This is a genomic window from Citrobacter sp. CRE-46 (assembly GCF_059615875.1).
On record NZ_JCAPUG010000003.1, the window covers coordinates 25,212 to 41,112 of the forward strand.

Annotated in this window: 20 protein-coding genes; 1 reads left to right on the forward strand and 19 read right to left on the reverse strand. The window is 55.5% G+C overall.

The features are described 5' to 3' along the window. Positions 1-13: 13 nt before the first annotated feature. The 19 genes from traF to traM form a co-directional block, all read right to left on the reverse strand. Entirely contained in the window at positions 14-796 is a 783-nt protein-coding gene (gene traF, locus AC534G_RS26190) for a type-F conjugative transfer system pilin assembly protein TraF (RefSeq protein ID WP_496594619.1), read from the reverse strand. Beyond that, positions 796-2,652 (reverse strand): type-F conjugative transfer system mating-pair stabilization protein TraN, encoded by a 1,857-nt coding sequence (traN, locus tag AC534G_RS26195; RefSeq protein ID WP_253076381.1) that lies wholly within the window; start codon positions 2,650-2,652, stop codon positions 796-798. The genes traF and traN overlap by 1 nt, the downstream gene beginning before the upstream one ends. Further along, positions 2,649-3,206: a type-F conjugative transfer system pilin assembly protein TrbC gene (gene trbC / locus AC534G_RS26200; protein ID WP_253076421.1), complete on the reverse strand. Its 558-nt coding sequence runs from the start codon at positions 3,204-3,206 to the stop codon at positions 2,649-2,651. Before trbC ends, traN begins: the two co-directional genes overlap by 4 nt. A 76-nt stretch (positions 3,207-3,282) precedes the next feature. Then, entirely contained in the window at positions 3,283-4,284 is a 1,002-nt protein-coding gene (gene traU / locus AC534G_RS26205) for a conjugal transfer pilus assembly protein TraU (RefSeq protein WP_370612413.1), read from the reverse strand. Beyond that, the gene (traW, locus tag AC534G_RS26210; RefSeq protein ID WP_253076380.1) at positions 4,281-4,901 is read right to left on the reverse strand and encodes a type-F conjugative transfer system protein TraW; all 621 of its coding nucleotides are present in this window, start codon (positions 4,899-4,901) and stop codon (positions 4,281-4,283) included. The genes traU and traW overlap by 4 nt, the downstream gene beginning before the upstream one ends. Then, positions 4,898-5,122, reverse strand: a complete 225-nt coding sequence (locus AC534G_RS26215) for a TraR/DksA C4-type zinc finger protein (RefSeq protein WP_253076465.1) — start codon at positions 5,120-5,122, stop codon at positions 4,898-4,900. The genes traW and AC534G_RS26215 overlap by 4 nt, the downstream gene beginning before the upstream one ends. Next, entirely contained in the window at positions 5,119-5,571 is a 453-nt protein-coding gene (gene trbI / locus AC534G_RS26220; protein WP_253076378.1) for a type-F conjugative transfer system protein TrbI, read from the reverse strand. Before trbI ends, AC534G_RS26215 begins: the two co-directional genes overlap by 4 nt. After that, positions 5,553-8,192 (reverse strand): type IV secretion system protein TraC, encoded by a 2,640-nt coding sequence (traC, locus tag AC534G_RS26225; RefSeq protein ID WP_253076466.1) that lies wholly within the window; start codon positions 8,190-8,192, stop codon positions 5,553-5,555. Before traC ends, trbI begins: the two co-directional genes overlap by 19 nt. Beyond that, positions 8,192-8,788: a type IV conjugative transfer system lipoprotein TraV gene (gene traV / locus AC534G_RS26230; protein ID WP_253076467.1), complete on the reverse strand. Its 597-nt coding sequence runs from the start codon at positions 8,786-8,788 to the stop codon at positions 8,192-8,194. Before traV ends, traC begins: the two co-directional genes overlap by 1 nt. Before the next feature lie 14 nt (positions 8,789-8,802). After that, positions 8,803-9,228 (reverse strand): hypothetical protein, encoded by a 426-nt coding sequence (locus AC534G_RS26235; protein ID WP_496594620.1) that lies wholly within the window; start codon positions 9,226-9,228, stop codon positions 8,803-8,805. Continuing rightward, positions 9,225-9,548 carry a hypothetical protein gene (locus tag AC534G_RS26240; RefSeq protein ID WP_496594621.1) on the reverse strand — a complete coding sequence of 108 codons (324 nt, stop codon included), beginning with the start codon at positions 9,546-9,548 and terminating at the stop codon, positions 9,225-9,227. Before AC534G_RS26240 ends, AC534G_RS26235 begins: the two co-directional genes overlap by 4 nt. A gap of 14 nt (positions 9,549-9,562) precedes the next feature. Continuing rightward, complete coding sequence (gene traB / locus AC534G_RS26245) at positions 9,563-10,891, reverse strand: F-type conjugal transfer pilus assembly protein TraB (RefSeq protein ID WP_253076373.1); 1,329 nt, start codon at positions 10,889-10,891, stop codon at positions 9,563-9,565. Beyond that, complete coding sequence (traK, locus tag AC534G_RS26250; RefSeq protein WP_253076372.1) at positions 10,891-11,667, reverse strand: F-type conjugal transfer protein TraK; 777 nt, start codon at positions 11,665-11,667, stop codon at positions 10,891-10,893. Before traK ends, traB begins: the two co-directional genes overlap by 1 nt. Next, the gene (traE, locus tag AC534G_RS26255; RefSeq protein WP_253076371.1) at positions 11,645-12,220 is read right to left on the reverse strand and encodes a type IV conjugative transfer system protein TraE; all 576 of its coding nucleotides are present in this window, start codon (positions 12,218-12,220) and stop codon (positions 11,645-11,647) included. Before traE ends, traK begins: the two co-directional genes overlap by 23 nt. Before the next feature lie 11 nt (positions 12,221-12,231). Then, on the reverse strand, positions 12,232-12,537 hold the full coding sequence (gene traL / locus AC534G_RS26260; RefSeq protein WP_253076370.1) for a type IV conjugative transfer system protein TraL: 306 nt from the start codon (positions 12,535-12,537) through the stop codon (positions 12,232-12,234). Between the two features lie 28 nt (positions 12,538-12,565). Then, positions 12,566-12,928 carry a type IV conjugative transfer system pilin TraA gene (locus AC534G_RS26265; RefSeq protein WP_253076369.1) on the reverse strand — a complete coding sequence of 121 codons (363 nt, stop codon included), beginning with the start codon at positions 12,926-12,928 and terminating at the stop codon, positions 12,566-12,568. 314 nt (positions 12,929-13,242) lie between these two features. Beyond that, complete coding sequence (locus AC534G_RS26270; RefSeq protein ID WP_253076368.1) at positions 13,243-13,443, reverse strand: TraY domain-containing protein; 201 nt, start codon at positions 13,441-13,443, stop codon at positions 13,243-13,245. Positions 13,444-13,541: 98 nt separating this feature from the next. Next, positions 13,542-14,300, reverse strand: coding sequence for a hypothetical protein (locus tag AC534G_RS26275; RefSeq protein WP_253076367.1), 759 nt, complete (start codon positions 14,298-14,300; stop codon positions 13,542-13,544). Positions 14,301-14,504: 204 nt separating this feature from the next. Then, the gene (gene traM / locus AC534G_RS26280; RefSeq protein WP_326203784.1) at positions 14,505-14,939 is read right to left on the reverse strand and encodes a conjugal transfer relaxosome DNA-binding protein TraM; all 435 of its coding nucleotides are present in this window, start codon (positions 14,937-14,939) and stop codon (positions 14,505-14,507) included. A 502-nt stretch (positions 14,940-15,441) separates the two neighbouring features. Between traM and AC534G_RS26285 the strand changes: the two genes are divergently transcribed. After that, positions 15,442-15,897, forward strand: coding sequence for a transglycosylase SLT domain-containing protein (locus AC534G_RS26285; protein WP_253076365.1), 456 nt, complete (start codon positions 15,442-15,444; stop codon positions 15,895-15,897). Positions 15,898-15,901 lie beyond the last annotated feature (4 nt).

Sequence of the window (15,901 nt, forward strand, 5' to 3'; positions counted from 1 at the left end):
CTCCTTCGGGTTATCAGGACCGGGGTGCAAAATCCCGGGCCACGTTCAGAAAACGCTTCATCAGGTCGTCCTGGGTCATAAAGCCGTAGGACAGCGGTTTGTAGTCCTCAGCCCCCGGTTCAACCAGAAACAGGGCCGGCAGATGGGTGACACCGAGACGCTGTGCCTGACCACTGTCCGGGCGCGTATTCGGGAGTTCCGGGGTGCGCGCCCCGTCCATGCTTACCGCCACCAGGGCCACCCCGTATTGCTGTGCCACCTGACTCACCACCTTTGCCATCTGCGCATCAAGCGCGTTATTGCCCCGGTAGAAGTAGAACAGGCCATACTTCGCGGTCAGCTCACGCAGGGCTGCCTCCTGCAGGGTCTGGTCGGCCTTCAGCTGCAGGGGGACGGTGCTGTTGTAGTGGCTGTACTTCAGGTTGTAGTCGAGTTCAGGGTGCGCCAGCATCGATTTGGCGGCCACTGCGCTGAAACGCCCGGCCTGAGTGGTCCAGAAGTTCTGCATCTTCATAAAGGCGCTGAAGTTTTCCACCGTCGGATACAGAATGGCGTTGTTCAGCCGGTCAGCGGTCAGACGCTGCAGCACCTTCATCTGGGTGGTCGGCGGCAGTGAGGTCAGTGGCACGGTCGGCTCAGGTACCGACTCTTCCTCCTCGGGCGTTACCGGCTCGTTGTACCAGTGCCAGCCGACTATCGGTTCATCAACGTAGGTGCGAACAGGGGCGCGCTGGGCAAAAGACTGACCGGTAACAGCAAGGGACAGCACGGCAGTCATCATGATTTTTCGCATCATTATCCCTTTCCTGCGGCCTGCTGCAGGGCCGCCTCAATCTGCTGTTTCACCCGGTCGGCCAGCTCGCTGTCGGCCGGAATGGTGGCACCGGCATCGAGATCGCTGTAGAAGTTGCTGAAGTCCATTTTGTCGAACTGCAGGGACTGGAGCTCTTCCACCGTGATCCCCCGGCAGTCCGGATTTTTCCCGCTGCCAAAACCGATCCCCAGTTGGGCCTTGCGCCCCTGTGCCTGCACTATCTGTGCCAGCTTCGAATCGAATTGGCAGTAGGCTTTTTTCTTCTGCAGACAGACCCCGAGAGCTTTCTTCGAACAGTAGGTTCCGACGTATACCGTCAGCAGTTTTTCTTTGGCTTTGCCCAGCGCCTTCTCTTCGGTATCACACTGGGCCAGCCCGATGCCCTGACCCCAGCCGGAGTCCTTACAGCAGTTGCTGAACCCGGCGATGGCCATCCGGCACTCCTGCTTCTGTCCTGTAAACGCCCGGACGTTGATATCGTTGAGTTCTGACACATCCTGCGCCGCTGCCGAGACCGCCGCCAGCGCCGACACGGCCTTTGCAAAGCTGTCGGTCTTGTTGTTCTCCAGCGCATCGCACTCGCCGTTCGCGCAGACCAGCTGACCGCTGCAGAGCTGCATTTCCCCGCTGAGCTTCTTCTCACAGGAGAAAGTCACCTGCTCCTGCAGACAGGCGCCACCGGTTTTGTCCTGGCATTCCGTTTTAAGTACGGTACAGGCGGGATTCTTCATGTACACATCACAGCTGGCATTATCGGCTTCCTGGCTCAGGTAGGTATCCTTCCAGGCCCAGCAGTCGCTGTAGACGGTATGTTCTTTGCCCCCCATATTCACCACCCGGTTACCGCCCGGCTCCGTGCACTGGCTGCCCTGCTGCACTTCCTCTGACTTGTCGAACGGACAGGTCTCCACCCATTCTACTTTCGGTATCCACTCTTTCGAGGCAACTTTCATCCGGAGTTTCAGCGTAAACGTCGATGCGCCACTGACCAGTTTTTCATAGATAACATCATCTCCGTTCCCGCCATAAATACAGTTCCCGTTGGCGGAACACCCTGTCCCGGTCAATACCTGTCCATCCGTGATCTGCATACCTGTTGCACCGGAAAGAACGAAGGATCCTGTTTGTCCTCCGGTCAGTCCCACATTGAACGTGGAGTTCAGGAAGGTGTAACGGGAGTTCAGGAAGAAGAAGGCGGCATATATCGTCAGCGATGCGTGATCAACAGTTCCGGTAACAGGGGACGTAAAACTGAATACCAGCCTTTTTCCATCCCGGCTGAAGCGAAACTGAGAATGCGGTATCGTGACCTCACGATACTCTTCTGCATCCACCCACTGGCCACCAATGACGGCTTTTCGCGTACAACTCAGCTCCACTGCTGGCGTCCGTTCACACAGGTGGGTGGTCAGCTCCGTTTTGTTCACGTTCACGGTCTCGCACTTGTCATAGCTGCCACTGGTGATGATGTCGGCCTTATCCTGTATCTCAAATCCGTTGCTGATAAACGGCGCATCCATCGATACCGGGTCCTTCGGACGGTTCATAATGACCTCCGAAGTCAGTTGTCCCACATCCGAGTTAATCAGCTCCCCGGCACCGGTACTCTCCAGACTTCCCGCCCCACCGGCCGTCACGCCGCCGTAGTGCCCGGTCTCCGGCGGGTTCGGGTTGTAGCCAGGAATGCTCTCCTCCGGCTTAAAATTCTCCAGCACGCCAGGGCCGGTACCTTTGAGGGAGTCGGCAAAATCCTTCCCCGGACGGTATTTGTCGCTCGCCTGCAGGCCGGTCATCACGGTTAATGCCGCAGCCAGCAGTACAACAGTCAGTCGTTTCATAGCGGATTCTCCGCCAGAATGGCCTTCGCTGTGGTGGCACAGTCACCCTCTGAGGCCACGCGCTCCAGCGCCTGACGCAGACGAATATTGCCGCGAACCAGGTCATACGTGGACTCTCCGCAGGTCACGACCAGAGATGGCACCGAGGTGATGCCAAAGCGGGTAAACTGCGTCGGGTCAATCTGCACCCCACCCACGTTTTTCTCCCGCGTAATGCGGAAGACCGCCTCTGCCGTTTTGCGCATATCGTTATCAATCAGTCCGTTCACCACCGCCGGAATATCCAGCTCGCGCGCTTCCGGCAGCATGCGGATAAGCCCCTCCTCCGGAATGGAGAACGACACAAAATAGAGTGCACGCGGCTGTTTCTTGCTTCGCTGCGAGGCCTCGCGCTGTTGCTGCAGCAATCCCTGTGCCAGGGCGTTACCCTGTGCGCTCGGGCGGGGTGGCTGCAAAAAGGCCGGGGGCGTGGGCTGGTAGCGCTGCGCATCGGACCGGTCGCGCAGGGACTCGATAAACTGCGCACTGTCGGCACTGCGTTCAGGCTGGGCCATCGCCGACGGGATGCAACTCAGTAGCGCCCCTGTTATCAGGAACGTATTCATATGATTTTTCATAGATGGGTACACCTCAGAGAAACACGCAGTTACGCTTGCGCCAGATGAGATAGCCGTAGTTCTTTTTTGTATTCGGGGACGCATGACCTGCCTCCCAGGTCATCACGCTGCGCCCGAACGGATGACAGGCCTTCGTATCCGGGTGCATGTTCACCATCTGATAGCGGAACCGGTCCTTCGGCATGATGGGTGACGGATATTCCCAACAGATTTTGCGGTCCTCACCGACACTGTTGAGGATCATCCCCTGACGGTGCAGCTTGAACGCCATGCGTTCTGACAGCAGCACCGAGGCTGACTGCGGGCTGTACTCATCCGAGATATTGCCCGTGAAGGGATACAGGCTGCCGTGTGAGCCGGCGCACCAGAACAGCGCGTTGATGGGCTTCCACTTCAGGGTTTTAACCGCGTCCGCCGCACAGGCCCCCTGCGCTATCGGATTAGCCACCACCAGAGCCTCCGGCGACAGGATGAGCGACAGCGCATCATCATCCCAGGTCGGGTCCAGCTCGGAGAGATAGCCAATATCGAGGTCACCGGTCTGCAGGCAGGCCATCGACATGATGATATTCAGCCAGTAGGTCAGCGGATATTTGTACCAGTGCACGTAGTAGAACCCGCCCGGGGTGGGCTTATCCTCCTGACCTGAACCACCGGCCCCCACTTTCCCCACCGGAATATTGAAGCCCCCGAGATTGACCATGCAGTACGGCGAGCGGGTCACGTCGGTCATCGCGAACGGCTCCCAGTAGCCAATGGCCATGCCCACCCGCTGAAAGATGGGGGGCGGCATCGGGCAGAACTGGATGGGCATTGACGGATTGTCGGTATCCGGTGCATCCCCCTTAAATACCGCGGAGTCCCCGATGGTCATCGGGAAAGTACAGTCCCAGCAAATATCGCTGATCGGGTTTACGAAATTCCCGTCACACATCTTGTCCCGGTCATCTTCTGCAAGTGCGGGAGCAGATAACGAACATATCAGACAGCACAGCAGTATTCGTAACAGCGTCATGGAGCCCCCTCCGGCATCGCAGCCGAGGTAACAACCAGCGTTTTCCCCTCCTGACGCACCACCGCGGGGATATAGGTCAGACCGAAACGACGGCTGAGTTCCCCGTTCTGATCAAAGTAAATGCGCGTATCAAGCAGTTTTGTGGCGTCCCGGATATTGCCGCTGACCAGAATCACTTTGCGGTTCAGCACCGCCGGTTGCTGTGCCAGCCAGTCGGTCTGACGCCTGTCGTCCGCATCCAGAAAATAGAGCGGGCCGGGCAGGGAAACCGTATCCAGCGGATTCACTCGCTGTCCCTTACGGGCAAACACAGTGCCGTTGTGGTCCGCCATGTCCTCACGGATGCTGACGGTCGGATCGACCCGATGCGTGTGTGATCGGGTGTCAGTCCTGAGCCCGGCTACCGGTGGCGGGCGCAGGGTGTTCTCCACCACTCTCTCCTTAAACCCCTGCTGCAGTTCAGCCAGCTGGCCGCTTTTCTCCATGTCACCCAGCCGTTGCTGGATGAAAGACAACATGCTCTGCTCCTGCACCGGCCACAGATCTCCCCATGTCCCCAGGTCTTTTGCAGTCAGCGGGAAGCTCAGTAACAGAGTGGCAAGTAACGAGAGTTTCATCGGCTGCCTCCGTAAATCCGCTGACGATTCTCCGCCACCTCCTGGCATCCGATGCAGGTTTTCACGCCCTGCAGGATACGGCGACGTTCTTCAGGAATGGGCGCACCGCAATCCTCGCACCACTGGGCGCTGTCGCCGGTAAAACGACTGCGGATACGATGAATGCTGTGGTCTTCCAGCATACGCTGTACCGCCAGATAACGTTCGGTCTCATCTGTCACGGATTACCTCCTTCCGCCATCTGGCGTGCCACCTCTGCCTGTATTTCCGCCGTGATATCCCGGGCACCACCCACCACCGCCGGTGCCACCAGAACCACAGCCCGGTTCGTCTGCTGCCAGTCCGTCAGGCTGGCCCGGAGGACCGTATGAAAGCGTGCCGTCAGGGCCTGCACCTGCGCCTCATCGAGCTGCTGACCTGCCGCCTGATTCACAAAGCTGTTCACCGTACCGGTCAAATCCACGCTCACCGTCTCCGGCTGCTGCCACTGGATAAGCAGCAGGGTGATGGCGGCATTCATCACCGTCATGCCCGCCACCACACAGGCCACTGGCTTCACACAGCGCCAGCGGCGACGGGAGCGACGGGGAGAAGGTTTCTCTGGAGTGTTGTCAGAACCAGGGGAAACCAGCGTTGCCACGGAAGTGTCATTCAGTTTTTCGTCGTCCATGCCATTAACCTCTGCATTTCATCGGGATGCTTACGCACCGCCAGGTCCAGAATGATGTCGTGAATGTCGCGCCCGGTCCGCATCCCCGCCTCGCGAAAGTCATAGTCCTTCCCGTCAGAGGAGAACATCACGCGGCTGATGGGGTCGAGCAGCAGACGATGGAAGGAGACCTGCCCGCCATAGCGCAGCATAAAAGCGCTGAAATGCGCCTCACGCGCCGCTGGGAAGCCTTCAATCACTTCCCGTTCATACGTACTGAAGGCATCCGGGTTTTCGAGGCAATACTTGCGGAAGCTGTCCCGGTTCTGGCGCAGTACAATCTTGAACGAGCTGTTGGCCCAGGCGGCTTTCGCAGCACCGCTGGCCCGTTTGCCGTCAAAATCTTCAATACCCTGGGTGATGGTGATATAGGCCCCGTTGTACTTACGCGCGGTCCGGTAGCCGTTCTCGATAAAATCTTCAGCCCGCTTGTTGTCTTTTGAGAGCAGCTTCCACGCCTCATCAATCAGACAGACTTTGCTCTGCTGTCGGTCGGAGAGAAACATCCGCTGATCGACGTAAATCATCATCGAGAACATCACGGCAGCCAGCAGGTCCGGCTTGTTCTTGAGTTCGCCCATCTCCAGCACCGAGAAGCGCACGTTGTCATCCAGCGACGGTTTCGGGCTGTTAAAGTACTCGCCGTACACCCCCCAGGAGCAGTATTTGTCGAGACCGACGATGATTTCCTCCATTGTCGCCCGCACCGTGGTGGTTTCGCGGTACTCCGCCGACTCCAGGGCCTCACGCAGCCAGTGGACAATATCGTCGATAAGCGCGGCGTTACCCTTATCCGCCCAGACCTTATCCACGGCCTTGAGCAGCAGGGACATAAAGGTATCCCCGCAGTCTCCGGAAGGGCTGGCCAGTACGACCAGCAGATTACGGATGTTCTCGGCCGACTCCTTAATGTTCACAATATTGGCGAACGGGTTGAAGCGCAGGTCCAGTGCATTGAGATACACCCCGCCCACGTTGCGGCACATCCCCTTGTAGGAATCCCCCATGTCGAACACCCAGGCCAGCCCACCGCTGTCGATGACCTGACGCAGCAAGCCCTGCATCAGAAACGACTTGCCTCCACCGGAGGTACCGGTCACCGACAGGTTGTTATTGTCCGTATCCAGCGCATCATCCTCACCGGGGAAAAGGTCCAGAAAAGACAGCTGGTTACGGTAGGACGGGATGGGCAGCCCCTGCCGACAGACCTGGTTATCCGCCACCACCGGCAACAGATTGGCCACGTTGCTGGCCCGGGCGCGATGAATGGCGTTGGTGCGACAGATATCACTCCACAGCCCTTCCCCCATCATGAACGGGAACACCGACAGATAATTTCGCAACTGCATAAACTCCGGCATGAACATCGCCAGACCGTTACGGCGGAAGGTATTGAGGACCGTCATCTCGGTGTTCAGTGCCACCTCATCCCGGTCCTCGCAGAACAGCGTGATGTTGTAGTAAAAGCGCGTCAGAGAATCCTGGTTAGTGCTCAGCGATTCACGCAGGCTGCCCCACTCCTTCGCCTGGCGCTTTACAGACGGGACGAATTTGGCAAAAGGCGAGTTGGCCTTCTTGTCCGAGGACATAAATTTGCGGTTGGCTTCCCGCTGGGTGGCGGCCTGGTCTTCGACTTCCAGCGCCAGCGTCATCATGAACGGGCAGGCGATACTGCACAGCGGGTCGGTGACGTTGCTGATATTGTCTCCGGTCTGCCACAGGGCAAACGGCTTCTCCGGGTTCTTCTCCAGCATAAAGTTGAGAATACGGGTACGTTCACGCTCCCCGCCGCCTGGCGCCTGCAGGCTCTGTTCAATGCGGTCAGGATGCAGCATCAGGCGGATGGAACGGTCGACACATTCGGTGTTCAGCGGTTCAAACTCCGCCGTCTGCCCGCCCGGCGGGGCGATATTGCCGTGGCGGAAGTTTGCCAGCTCCCGGACCAGGGAAACCAGCCCGCTTTTATCCACCCGCGAAGCCCACAGCCCGGCCGAAGCGAGCCCGGCCTCTATCCGGTTGCTGACCTGGTTAATCGCCACCCTGCGGGCATCCGTCAGTGTGCCTGTTTCTTCGGCATAGCAGACAAACAGGCGATAGTTGCGCAGCGTCAGCGGATACCCTTTTTTATTGGCAAAACCACTGAGGGCACCCTGTTCATAATAAGCACGGGTGATAGCGTTAAACTCGTCAGCCCGCCGGCCCTGCCAGCTGAAATCGGCCAGCCCGTGGTCCAGCATCGGGCGCACGCCGGAAGAACCCAGCAGCAGGAAGGTCAGCGGGGTTTTACGGGGGACTTTATCGCGCAAAAAGAAGTCGAGGGATTTGGTGATGGACTCATTCGCCCCCGACAACGGCCGGCACTCCAGCAGAAAACCGGTGGTGGCCGCGTTGATGAATAAGCCGCTCTCCGGGCAGTACTGTCGGTAAGGCAGCAGACTGGCAAAGGAGGGATAGTCCATCTCATCGAGTATCTGACGGGCTTTCTGGCTGCCGTCCGGCGCTTTCCAGCTCCCCATCAGCTGAGAGAGCCAGACCTGCCAGGCCGGGTTATCCTGTCCGGCTTCCGGATGTTCGTTCTGCATCAGTTGCCTCCCTGCGTGGCCCACCGGGCAGGGGCAACCTCAAAAGACACCACTGACGGCTGATGGTAGACCAGATTCTCATCAACCCATGCCGCAATCCACAGTCGCGCTGTGCCGGATGGCAGGCGCACCGGCGGTTGCATTCCGGTGTCCGCCCAGGCAGATGGCGCGGAGGTGCTGGACACGGTCATGGCTGCGGAAGAAACGGGTGCCGCTGTCGCTGAAGATGTCACTACCGGGCGTGGCGGTAAGGTATCCCCCCTGAACGGATTGCGGGGAGAGGTACCATTAACCGGCTCTGCACGTACCGATGCCGTCGCAACAGGGGCCTGCGCTGCAGTACTGACAGACCGGGAAGACACTGATGCAGCAGCCACAACCGGAGATACAACAGTAACCGGCTTAACCTCCGCCAGTTCTGGCAGGCGGATTTGCTGTTTCTCACCTTCGGTTTTTACACGGGCACGGTTGTTGGCTTCATCCATTGTCAGACAGCCATTCAGTGCCGTATCGGCGCAATCGAACTCACTCTTCATTCCGGTGCAACCGGACAACAGCAGGACACTGCCTGCCAGCATAAAGGGAAGTATTTTCATAGTAGTCTCAGTCATCAGGCGTTAAGGCGATCGGCAGGATGGCGCAGGGCAGTCAGGATCAGATCCATTTCCTGCTGCAGGCGGTGTTCCGCATACGGCCAGGACACACAGTCAGTGCGCAGCCACCGGAGCGGGGAGGACTGCAGGGGCTCAAGCCGGGAGAGCAACCTGTCCAGCAGTTCCTGCCAGTCAGCGGGGACACGGGAATACCGCATGACGACCACATAAACCAGCAGGCCTGCAGCATAGATAAGGATCAGATTACTGGTATAAATCCAGGCCCCGAACATAAAGAGCCCTGCCAGACACATTCCCTGAAGTGAACGGGGAGAACCATCCCTTGCTGCAAACGTCACTTTTTTATGGATATTCTGCACATCCTCTAACCGGCGGTTGAGTTCCTCAGAGGAAAGTTGGTCATAGTCCCGGGCACGCATCACGCCCTCTCACCATGTTCATTATTGAGTGAATACGCGAAGCGGGTATTTTCTCGTTCAGCCGTAGCAAGTCTGGCCTGTGCCTCAGGAGACATCTGCCGTATCTGACTGTCATCAGAGCGTCCCCGGATAAGATGCACACTGACAGCTGCCTTACCGTCCAGTTGTTCTGCGTCAGGCTGAGCGGCCTCCGTCCAGAAATCACTGCAGGCTGCCTTCTCTTTTATATCCACCACTATCACCCGCATACCGTCAGCCTGACATTGCGCTATCAGGTCGTTCAGGCGGGAGGTTTTCCCCGGTTCATTATGTTGTTTCGTCATCTTCAGTCTCCTGTTTACTGTCCTGGGATCTGAGGTTGCGGTACCGCATCGCCCAGATTCAGCTCACGCAGCATCTGCTGTGATACCTGTATACCCTGGTCTGCCACGGCCTTTGCCTGTTGTGCCGGACCGCTCTTCTTGTCTTCGTCGGTGAACTTCAGCTGAAAGCCTTCCTGGAACACCACGGTAACCTCCGTACCCGCGCCAATCGGGATAACCGGGTGATACTGCTCGGCACGTTTGATGTAGTAGTCACTGAGCGTTTTGCCCACCTGTGACGCCCCGCCACCGATAGCTCCGTTCAGAACCGAGCTTCCACTCACCGATGCCACTGCGCCCGCTCCCGGCGTTTCCTGGCCGAGTTTTGACACCCCACTGCCAATGCCATCCACCACACCGGACGCAAAAGCCCAGCCAATGATTTTGCCGTTACGCATCACGGGCTCGCCCTTGATGCCGTTTTTCCCCTTGAACGACACGTGCCCCTTGAACGTCATATCAATCACCTTCCCGTCTTTGTTACAGGCGAGACGATCAGTGCGCACCAGCCCACGTTCGCTGGAGATGTCCCCGTACACACCTGCCGTCACCATACAACCGGTCAGGTCGTAGGTTTTGTCGTTAGCCATTCGGACCGTGCCGGTCAGGCGGAACTGCATCGGAGACGGGTCGCTGTTGCCGGTCACCGAGGCATTGGCATCCGCCCCCTCAATTACCATCGCCGGTGCAAAGCTGCCGGACGGGATATAGGGGAGCGTCGGCGCGACAGGCTTACCATCCACGCCGCCGTAATCGATGCTGAAGGAAGAAAGGCCCTTGCGGGGGACCGGCGCGACATCATACTGCGTGACCGGCGCCATACTGCCCGGGGCAGCACCTGCGCCCGGATAGAACGCCGTCGGGGGCGGTACCGATGAACCGGCCCCGAACGTCGGTGCGGGCTGACCGGCTGGCAGTTCCGGGCCCCCTGCGTCCATGTCGGCCTCCACCTTCGCCCTCAGGATAGCCAGCTCATTCTCCTGCTCTTCAATCTTTGCCCGGTAGTCCTGCTCCCGGGTTTCCATCTTTTCCAGGCGTTGTTCGAAGTTTTTCAGCTTCTTTTCTGCCGCACTGGCGGTGTGCTGGATATCAGCGACGGCTGCATCGGACACTTTTTTATCGAAGGTCTGGGACACAACCCCTGTCATATTCGGGGGGGCCGGTGGCGCTTTGGCGGATTTCTGGGGCGCAGACTTCGATGTGGACATGTACCATGCCACACCACCCACGCTGCTGAGTCCCAGCGCCACCAGAAGCAGGTACAGGTTCTGCTTACGGCGCACGATATGGTTGATATTGGCCATCACTGTCCCCCTGCCGGCTGGCTGACGGTCACCCACAGCGTCGAGGTTGCCGCCGGCAGCAATGTTTCTGCCCACGGACTGACCACCACGCTGCGTACACCCGGCGCACTGAAGAGGCGTTCCGGTACAGACTGCGGCAATACTCCCCGGTTAACCAGACGGTAGCGGTAAACCCGCAAACCACCGCCGCTCCACATGGCTTCAGCCGTCGCCGACAGTGAGGATGGCAGACTGAAAACCGGGGCCTGCACCACCGGAGAGGGCTCATACCCCACAGGAACACGGCCGTTCATCAGGGCTTTCTGCAGGTTCACCAGAGTGGTGACATACGGGTGGCTGCGCTCCCAGGATTCGGCCGCCGGATGGCTGACGGCCCGGTCACTCATCAGATGAATGACCCGCCCGTCACGGGCCTGCGGGTGGGCCACCAGAGAAACCGTCAGGCCCCCGGCGGTACGCACATAAAAGGTGAACGGCGTGGTTTTATCCGTCATCAGGATGACGCCGCCATTGGCCTGCCCCGCCTGACCGTAGTCACCGGCGTTAACAAACATCCCCTGCGCGCTGTCCACGGCAACAATACGATCCCCCGGCACCACCACCATGTTTGGCTGGGTGTTGCTCAGAGACACTCTGGCCTGCACATCCGCACTCACAGGGATTTTTACCGGCTGCGCCACGCTCCCGGTCACGGCAGAAGCCACTGCAGGCGACAGAGGTGATCCGCTCAGGGATACCAGCAGGGCCAGCGCCTTAATCCTTTTTATCTTTCTCATTCGACACTTCCTTAAAGTCCCGTATGGTGGTCATCCCGTCCCGGTAGCCGAGCTCCAGCCGGAACTGTTTCTCTTCCGGCAACGATTCCCGCTTGCCTATCCACGTCTTCAGCGTCCCGCGAAAATCCACCACGCCTGCAGCCGGGTATACATCGATACCGGTCATGTAGAACGCCGTACTGACGTTGTTGGTGATAATCTGCTGCGCTTCCGCCCCCAGAATGTCCTGCATGGGAGCCCGCACATCGCTGGCCACATAGCGCAGCAACGCCTGATGCTGAGCTTTCACCGACTCCGGGGTAACGTTGAGACGCAGAAACATCAGCGACTCCGCCACCTGCTGCAGGTAGCTCGCATCCGCCACATTGCGGGACAGAGAAAACGGCTGGTTAAAGAACATCGGGATATAGGTTTCTTTCTGGCCGCGCTGCAGGTCTTCCACACGCAGCCAGGCAAACAGGTTGGCGGAAAGACTCATGCCAAGAAACACAAGCAGAATGACAAATGTCAGGGATGTAAATTTACTGGCGGAGCGGTGGGCGCTCACATCCATAATGGCCTCCGTTATTTCAGCCACAACCGCCAGGCGGATTCCGGCAGGACTTTGTACAGCCCCCGGAAACAGTAGCCCGGCAGATACCAGTAGCACATGTTGAAGAGCCAGGCGCTTCCCCGCCCCTTCTTGAAATGGGACAGGGCAAACCAGAGCAGGAACCCGACAATCAGGCCAGGCACGTTCTGACCGGCATAAATACCGGCGCAGGCCGGTATCAGTCCGACAAGCGCCTCATCCAGCGGGATGCCGATGAGGCGCTTCTGCTCGGTCAGCGTCTGAGGGAAGATGTAGCGGTCTTCCACTTCATCACTCATCCGCTCACTCCTTCAGTTCACAGAGCCTTTACGGCCCGCCAACGATACTGAAGATGACCTTGGTGACCACAATAAACACCGGAATGAGTACGAAAGTCGCCGGGTTGTGGTTGCGCAAATACAGCATGAAAACCAGGAACACTTCCGCAATCATGAAGTAGTACATCATGGTGGAGTCCTGCCCGAAGGTGGCTTCCACATCGGCTTTACCGGCAGAAGCCAGGTCGGTGGCCTGTGCCATCCCCTGCGCCGCCAGCCACAGGGCCAGTGGTGCTGCGATGTACTTCACCAGCGCTTTTGCGGTGGACTTGTTAGCTGCCGACAGGCAGCGGGACAGCAGACCCGGCTTACGCGGAGTGACTACTGCATTCATGACCGTGATTTCAGCCATAAAAAATTCCTCATTGACGTTTTAAGTAAGTGAATCGGGCGGAATGCCCGGTAAATACCCGCGGGCAGATATTTACCGGGTTATCCTGAACCCTTGAGGCACGCTACCGCCCCAGGGTGCAAATCCTGTCGTGACCGGTATTCCCGGTCTGCGGGGTGCAGCAATCCCTGCCCGAAATAAAAGGGCATAAGAAAACCGCGTACAGCGACTCACCGGAATTCAGATAAAGCGACCCCGGCTTCTTTTAACGGTGTAAAAGAAGAAAAATATTTATATAATTTCTATTTAAAGCTCAATTTCAGGATTTATTTTCCTTAATCCTCCTGCAAAATCTCCCAGTACACTTCTTCTATTTCCGGGATGTATTTAAGACTGTGTGCCAGACGGATCATCGCTTCATGTCGCACCTGCCTGCCAGAACGTTTAGCTGCATCCTTAAGACGTCTGTCAGTAATCTCATTTATCTCAACAGGAATAGGTTTAATTGGTTTAATGGCTTTATACATGTCCATCATAAAAACTCCTACACACAAACATCATGGTTATTGTTTCACAGTTTTTTGATGGCGGGAACGTAACAACTGTACACCCCCCCCCCTTGTTTTACACAATTTTACAATATCTCTCTTTTAAGGATTCTGGACGTAGGCATGCACTGAACAGCAGGAGGAATAAACTTTTCCCACCCATATAATTTTGAGATAAATATAAAATTATTAAGCGTATGTATTTTTAGAGAAGAAAATGACTTAGCAAGTTGCGCACTCGTATTTTTATGTGACTTCTTAGTAAATTTTGCTATGTCTCTATATGACAGCCCCATCAAGCATAGCCATGAAGCTAGCCACTGAACCTCAGTTAAAATAACAGTCGGATTTATTTCAGAGTAAAATCCGATAGGGTGCTCCAGCAATGAATCAGGAAAAGCCCCCGTATTTATTATTTTATCGAAACTTATGAAATCGAAATTCCTTAAAGAGCAAATATCAACAACCCTAGTTAAGGAAAAACATTCTTGACCGAAGAAAAAAGGTTCTGTTATATAAATTAGCGGGGATAAAGTTTTAAGATGATAAAAATAATTTATCTGAAGAGTTATAATTTTTTCTACTGAATTTATTGCACTTAACTCTGCACTGGAAATACTATCCCTGTAACAACTTGTTAAAATGCTCAATTCTTCATCTGAAACCAATTGAAAAGCTGCGAGGTGAGAACTAAGCAAGTTTGGAAGTGTATACGAATGAGCCAGATATCGCCCGTCAGCATCTTTTATGAACCACGGGGCACCGTTTTGCATGTAATGACGCATGAATGCAGAAGAAAGATCTTGAGATCCTGGAGGGTGATCAATAGAGTGTCGTTCAGCCATAACTAGTTTCTCCTTAAGAAGTACTAGGCCTTGGTTAGTTCAGGCAGCGGGAGTAGAGTTCCCCTGCCTGAACGAATTATTCAAATTGTAGAGCGCTAAATTCCACAGAATTTGCACTGGATTAAATTATACTCTGACTGATAACGACAGGCAATTTTTTTCACCTGTAATTATTATTTTTTCACACAACCTTATCAACTTTATTTATTCAGAGTTTTCATTTTCCCCCAGAGCCTGAAGCAACTGTTGTTCCGATTTCTCTCTTATATCATCGACCATTTCAGTGTAATTAAAACGTGAATCCATTTTTACCTCTTCAAGACTATAAAAAAGCCGCAATAAATTCTGACTTATCACTTTTGTTTTAATAATCCCGTCCAGGCACTCCCGCCTGAACCGCTCTTCATCCGTTAACCCGCCATTCTTCTCTTCCTGCTCTTCACGCTTTTTCATCTGCAACGTTACCCGCAGCCCAATTTCCAGCAGTTCTGAACAGATACTCGACATGTTGGCATCGCTGGGAGTGGCACCTTCAGCTTTCCGTTCATCCATTAAATGACGGATTTCATCCAGCGTCTTTTGCTTCAGATATACATTTTGTCTCGGCATAAAATATATGTTCCTTCTCAGATCCAGCACCGTAACCAGCACCGTTCAAAAAATAGCAGCCATTTCGATCCAGCACCGTAGACGACCCCAGGCACCGTAAGCAGCACTGTACAGCAAAAATCAGGCACTGTAAGCAGCACTGTAGCGGTTAAAATCAGCACCGTAACGGTGCCTGATTTTGATAAAAGCAGCACTGTTACAGTGCTGCCTGTGTCATAACAATATGAATAAAAAGGATTAGCACTGTAGTTAGCACTGTTGCAGTGCCGGATTGTGGCTGGATTAGGCACCGTAACGGTGCTGCGAGTCCTCACGAATCAACATTATTGCCAGATAAAAAAACACTACCTCACTGTTTTCAAAGACAAATCCAGCAAAATGCAGTTTTGCGACGGGTGTGGGAACTTCAACTTCAGAGAAGCGTATTTATCAGCCTCCTGTTCCGGCCTGATTCTGGCATATTCATGGCTTTCGCTCTTTCGTCAAAAATGTGAGAATCCCGGCAGGGAGTACTCATTCAGAAGGAAATGTCATGCGCCTTTCGCTCGCAGCACTGTTATTATTGATGTCGGCTTCTGTTTTTTCACAGGACTGCTTTGAACGGGCAGGAAGGGATTACGGCATTAACGCAGATTTATTACGAGCGATATCATTTCGGGAATCCTCCTGGCGTTCTGATGCACTGAACATCGTTTCACCAGAAAGCTACGCGGTGGGAGCCATGCAGATACATTCGCAGAACTTTGCACATTTATCTCAGTTCGGCATTACTCCGGATAAATTAACGTCGGACGACTGCATGAATATCTATACGGGTGCTTATTACCTGGCGATTGCGTTCAAACGATGGGGAGTAAACTGGCGGGCAGTCGGAGCCTATAATGCAGGATTCAGGGAAACGGACGAGCAGGAAAGAAAGCGTCTGAAGTATGCACAGGAGGTTCAGGCGATTTACGAGAATATTAAAAATAATGCGCCACCAACGTGACGCA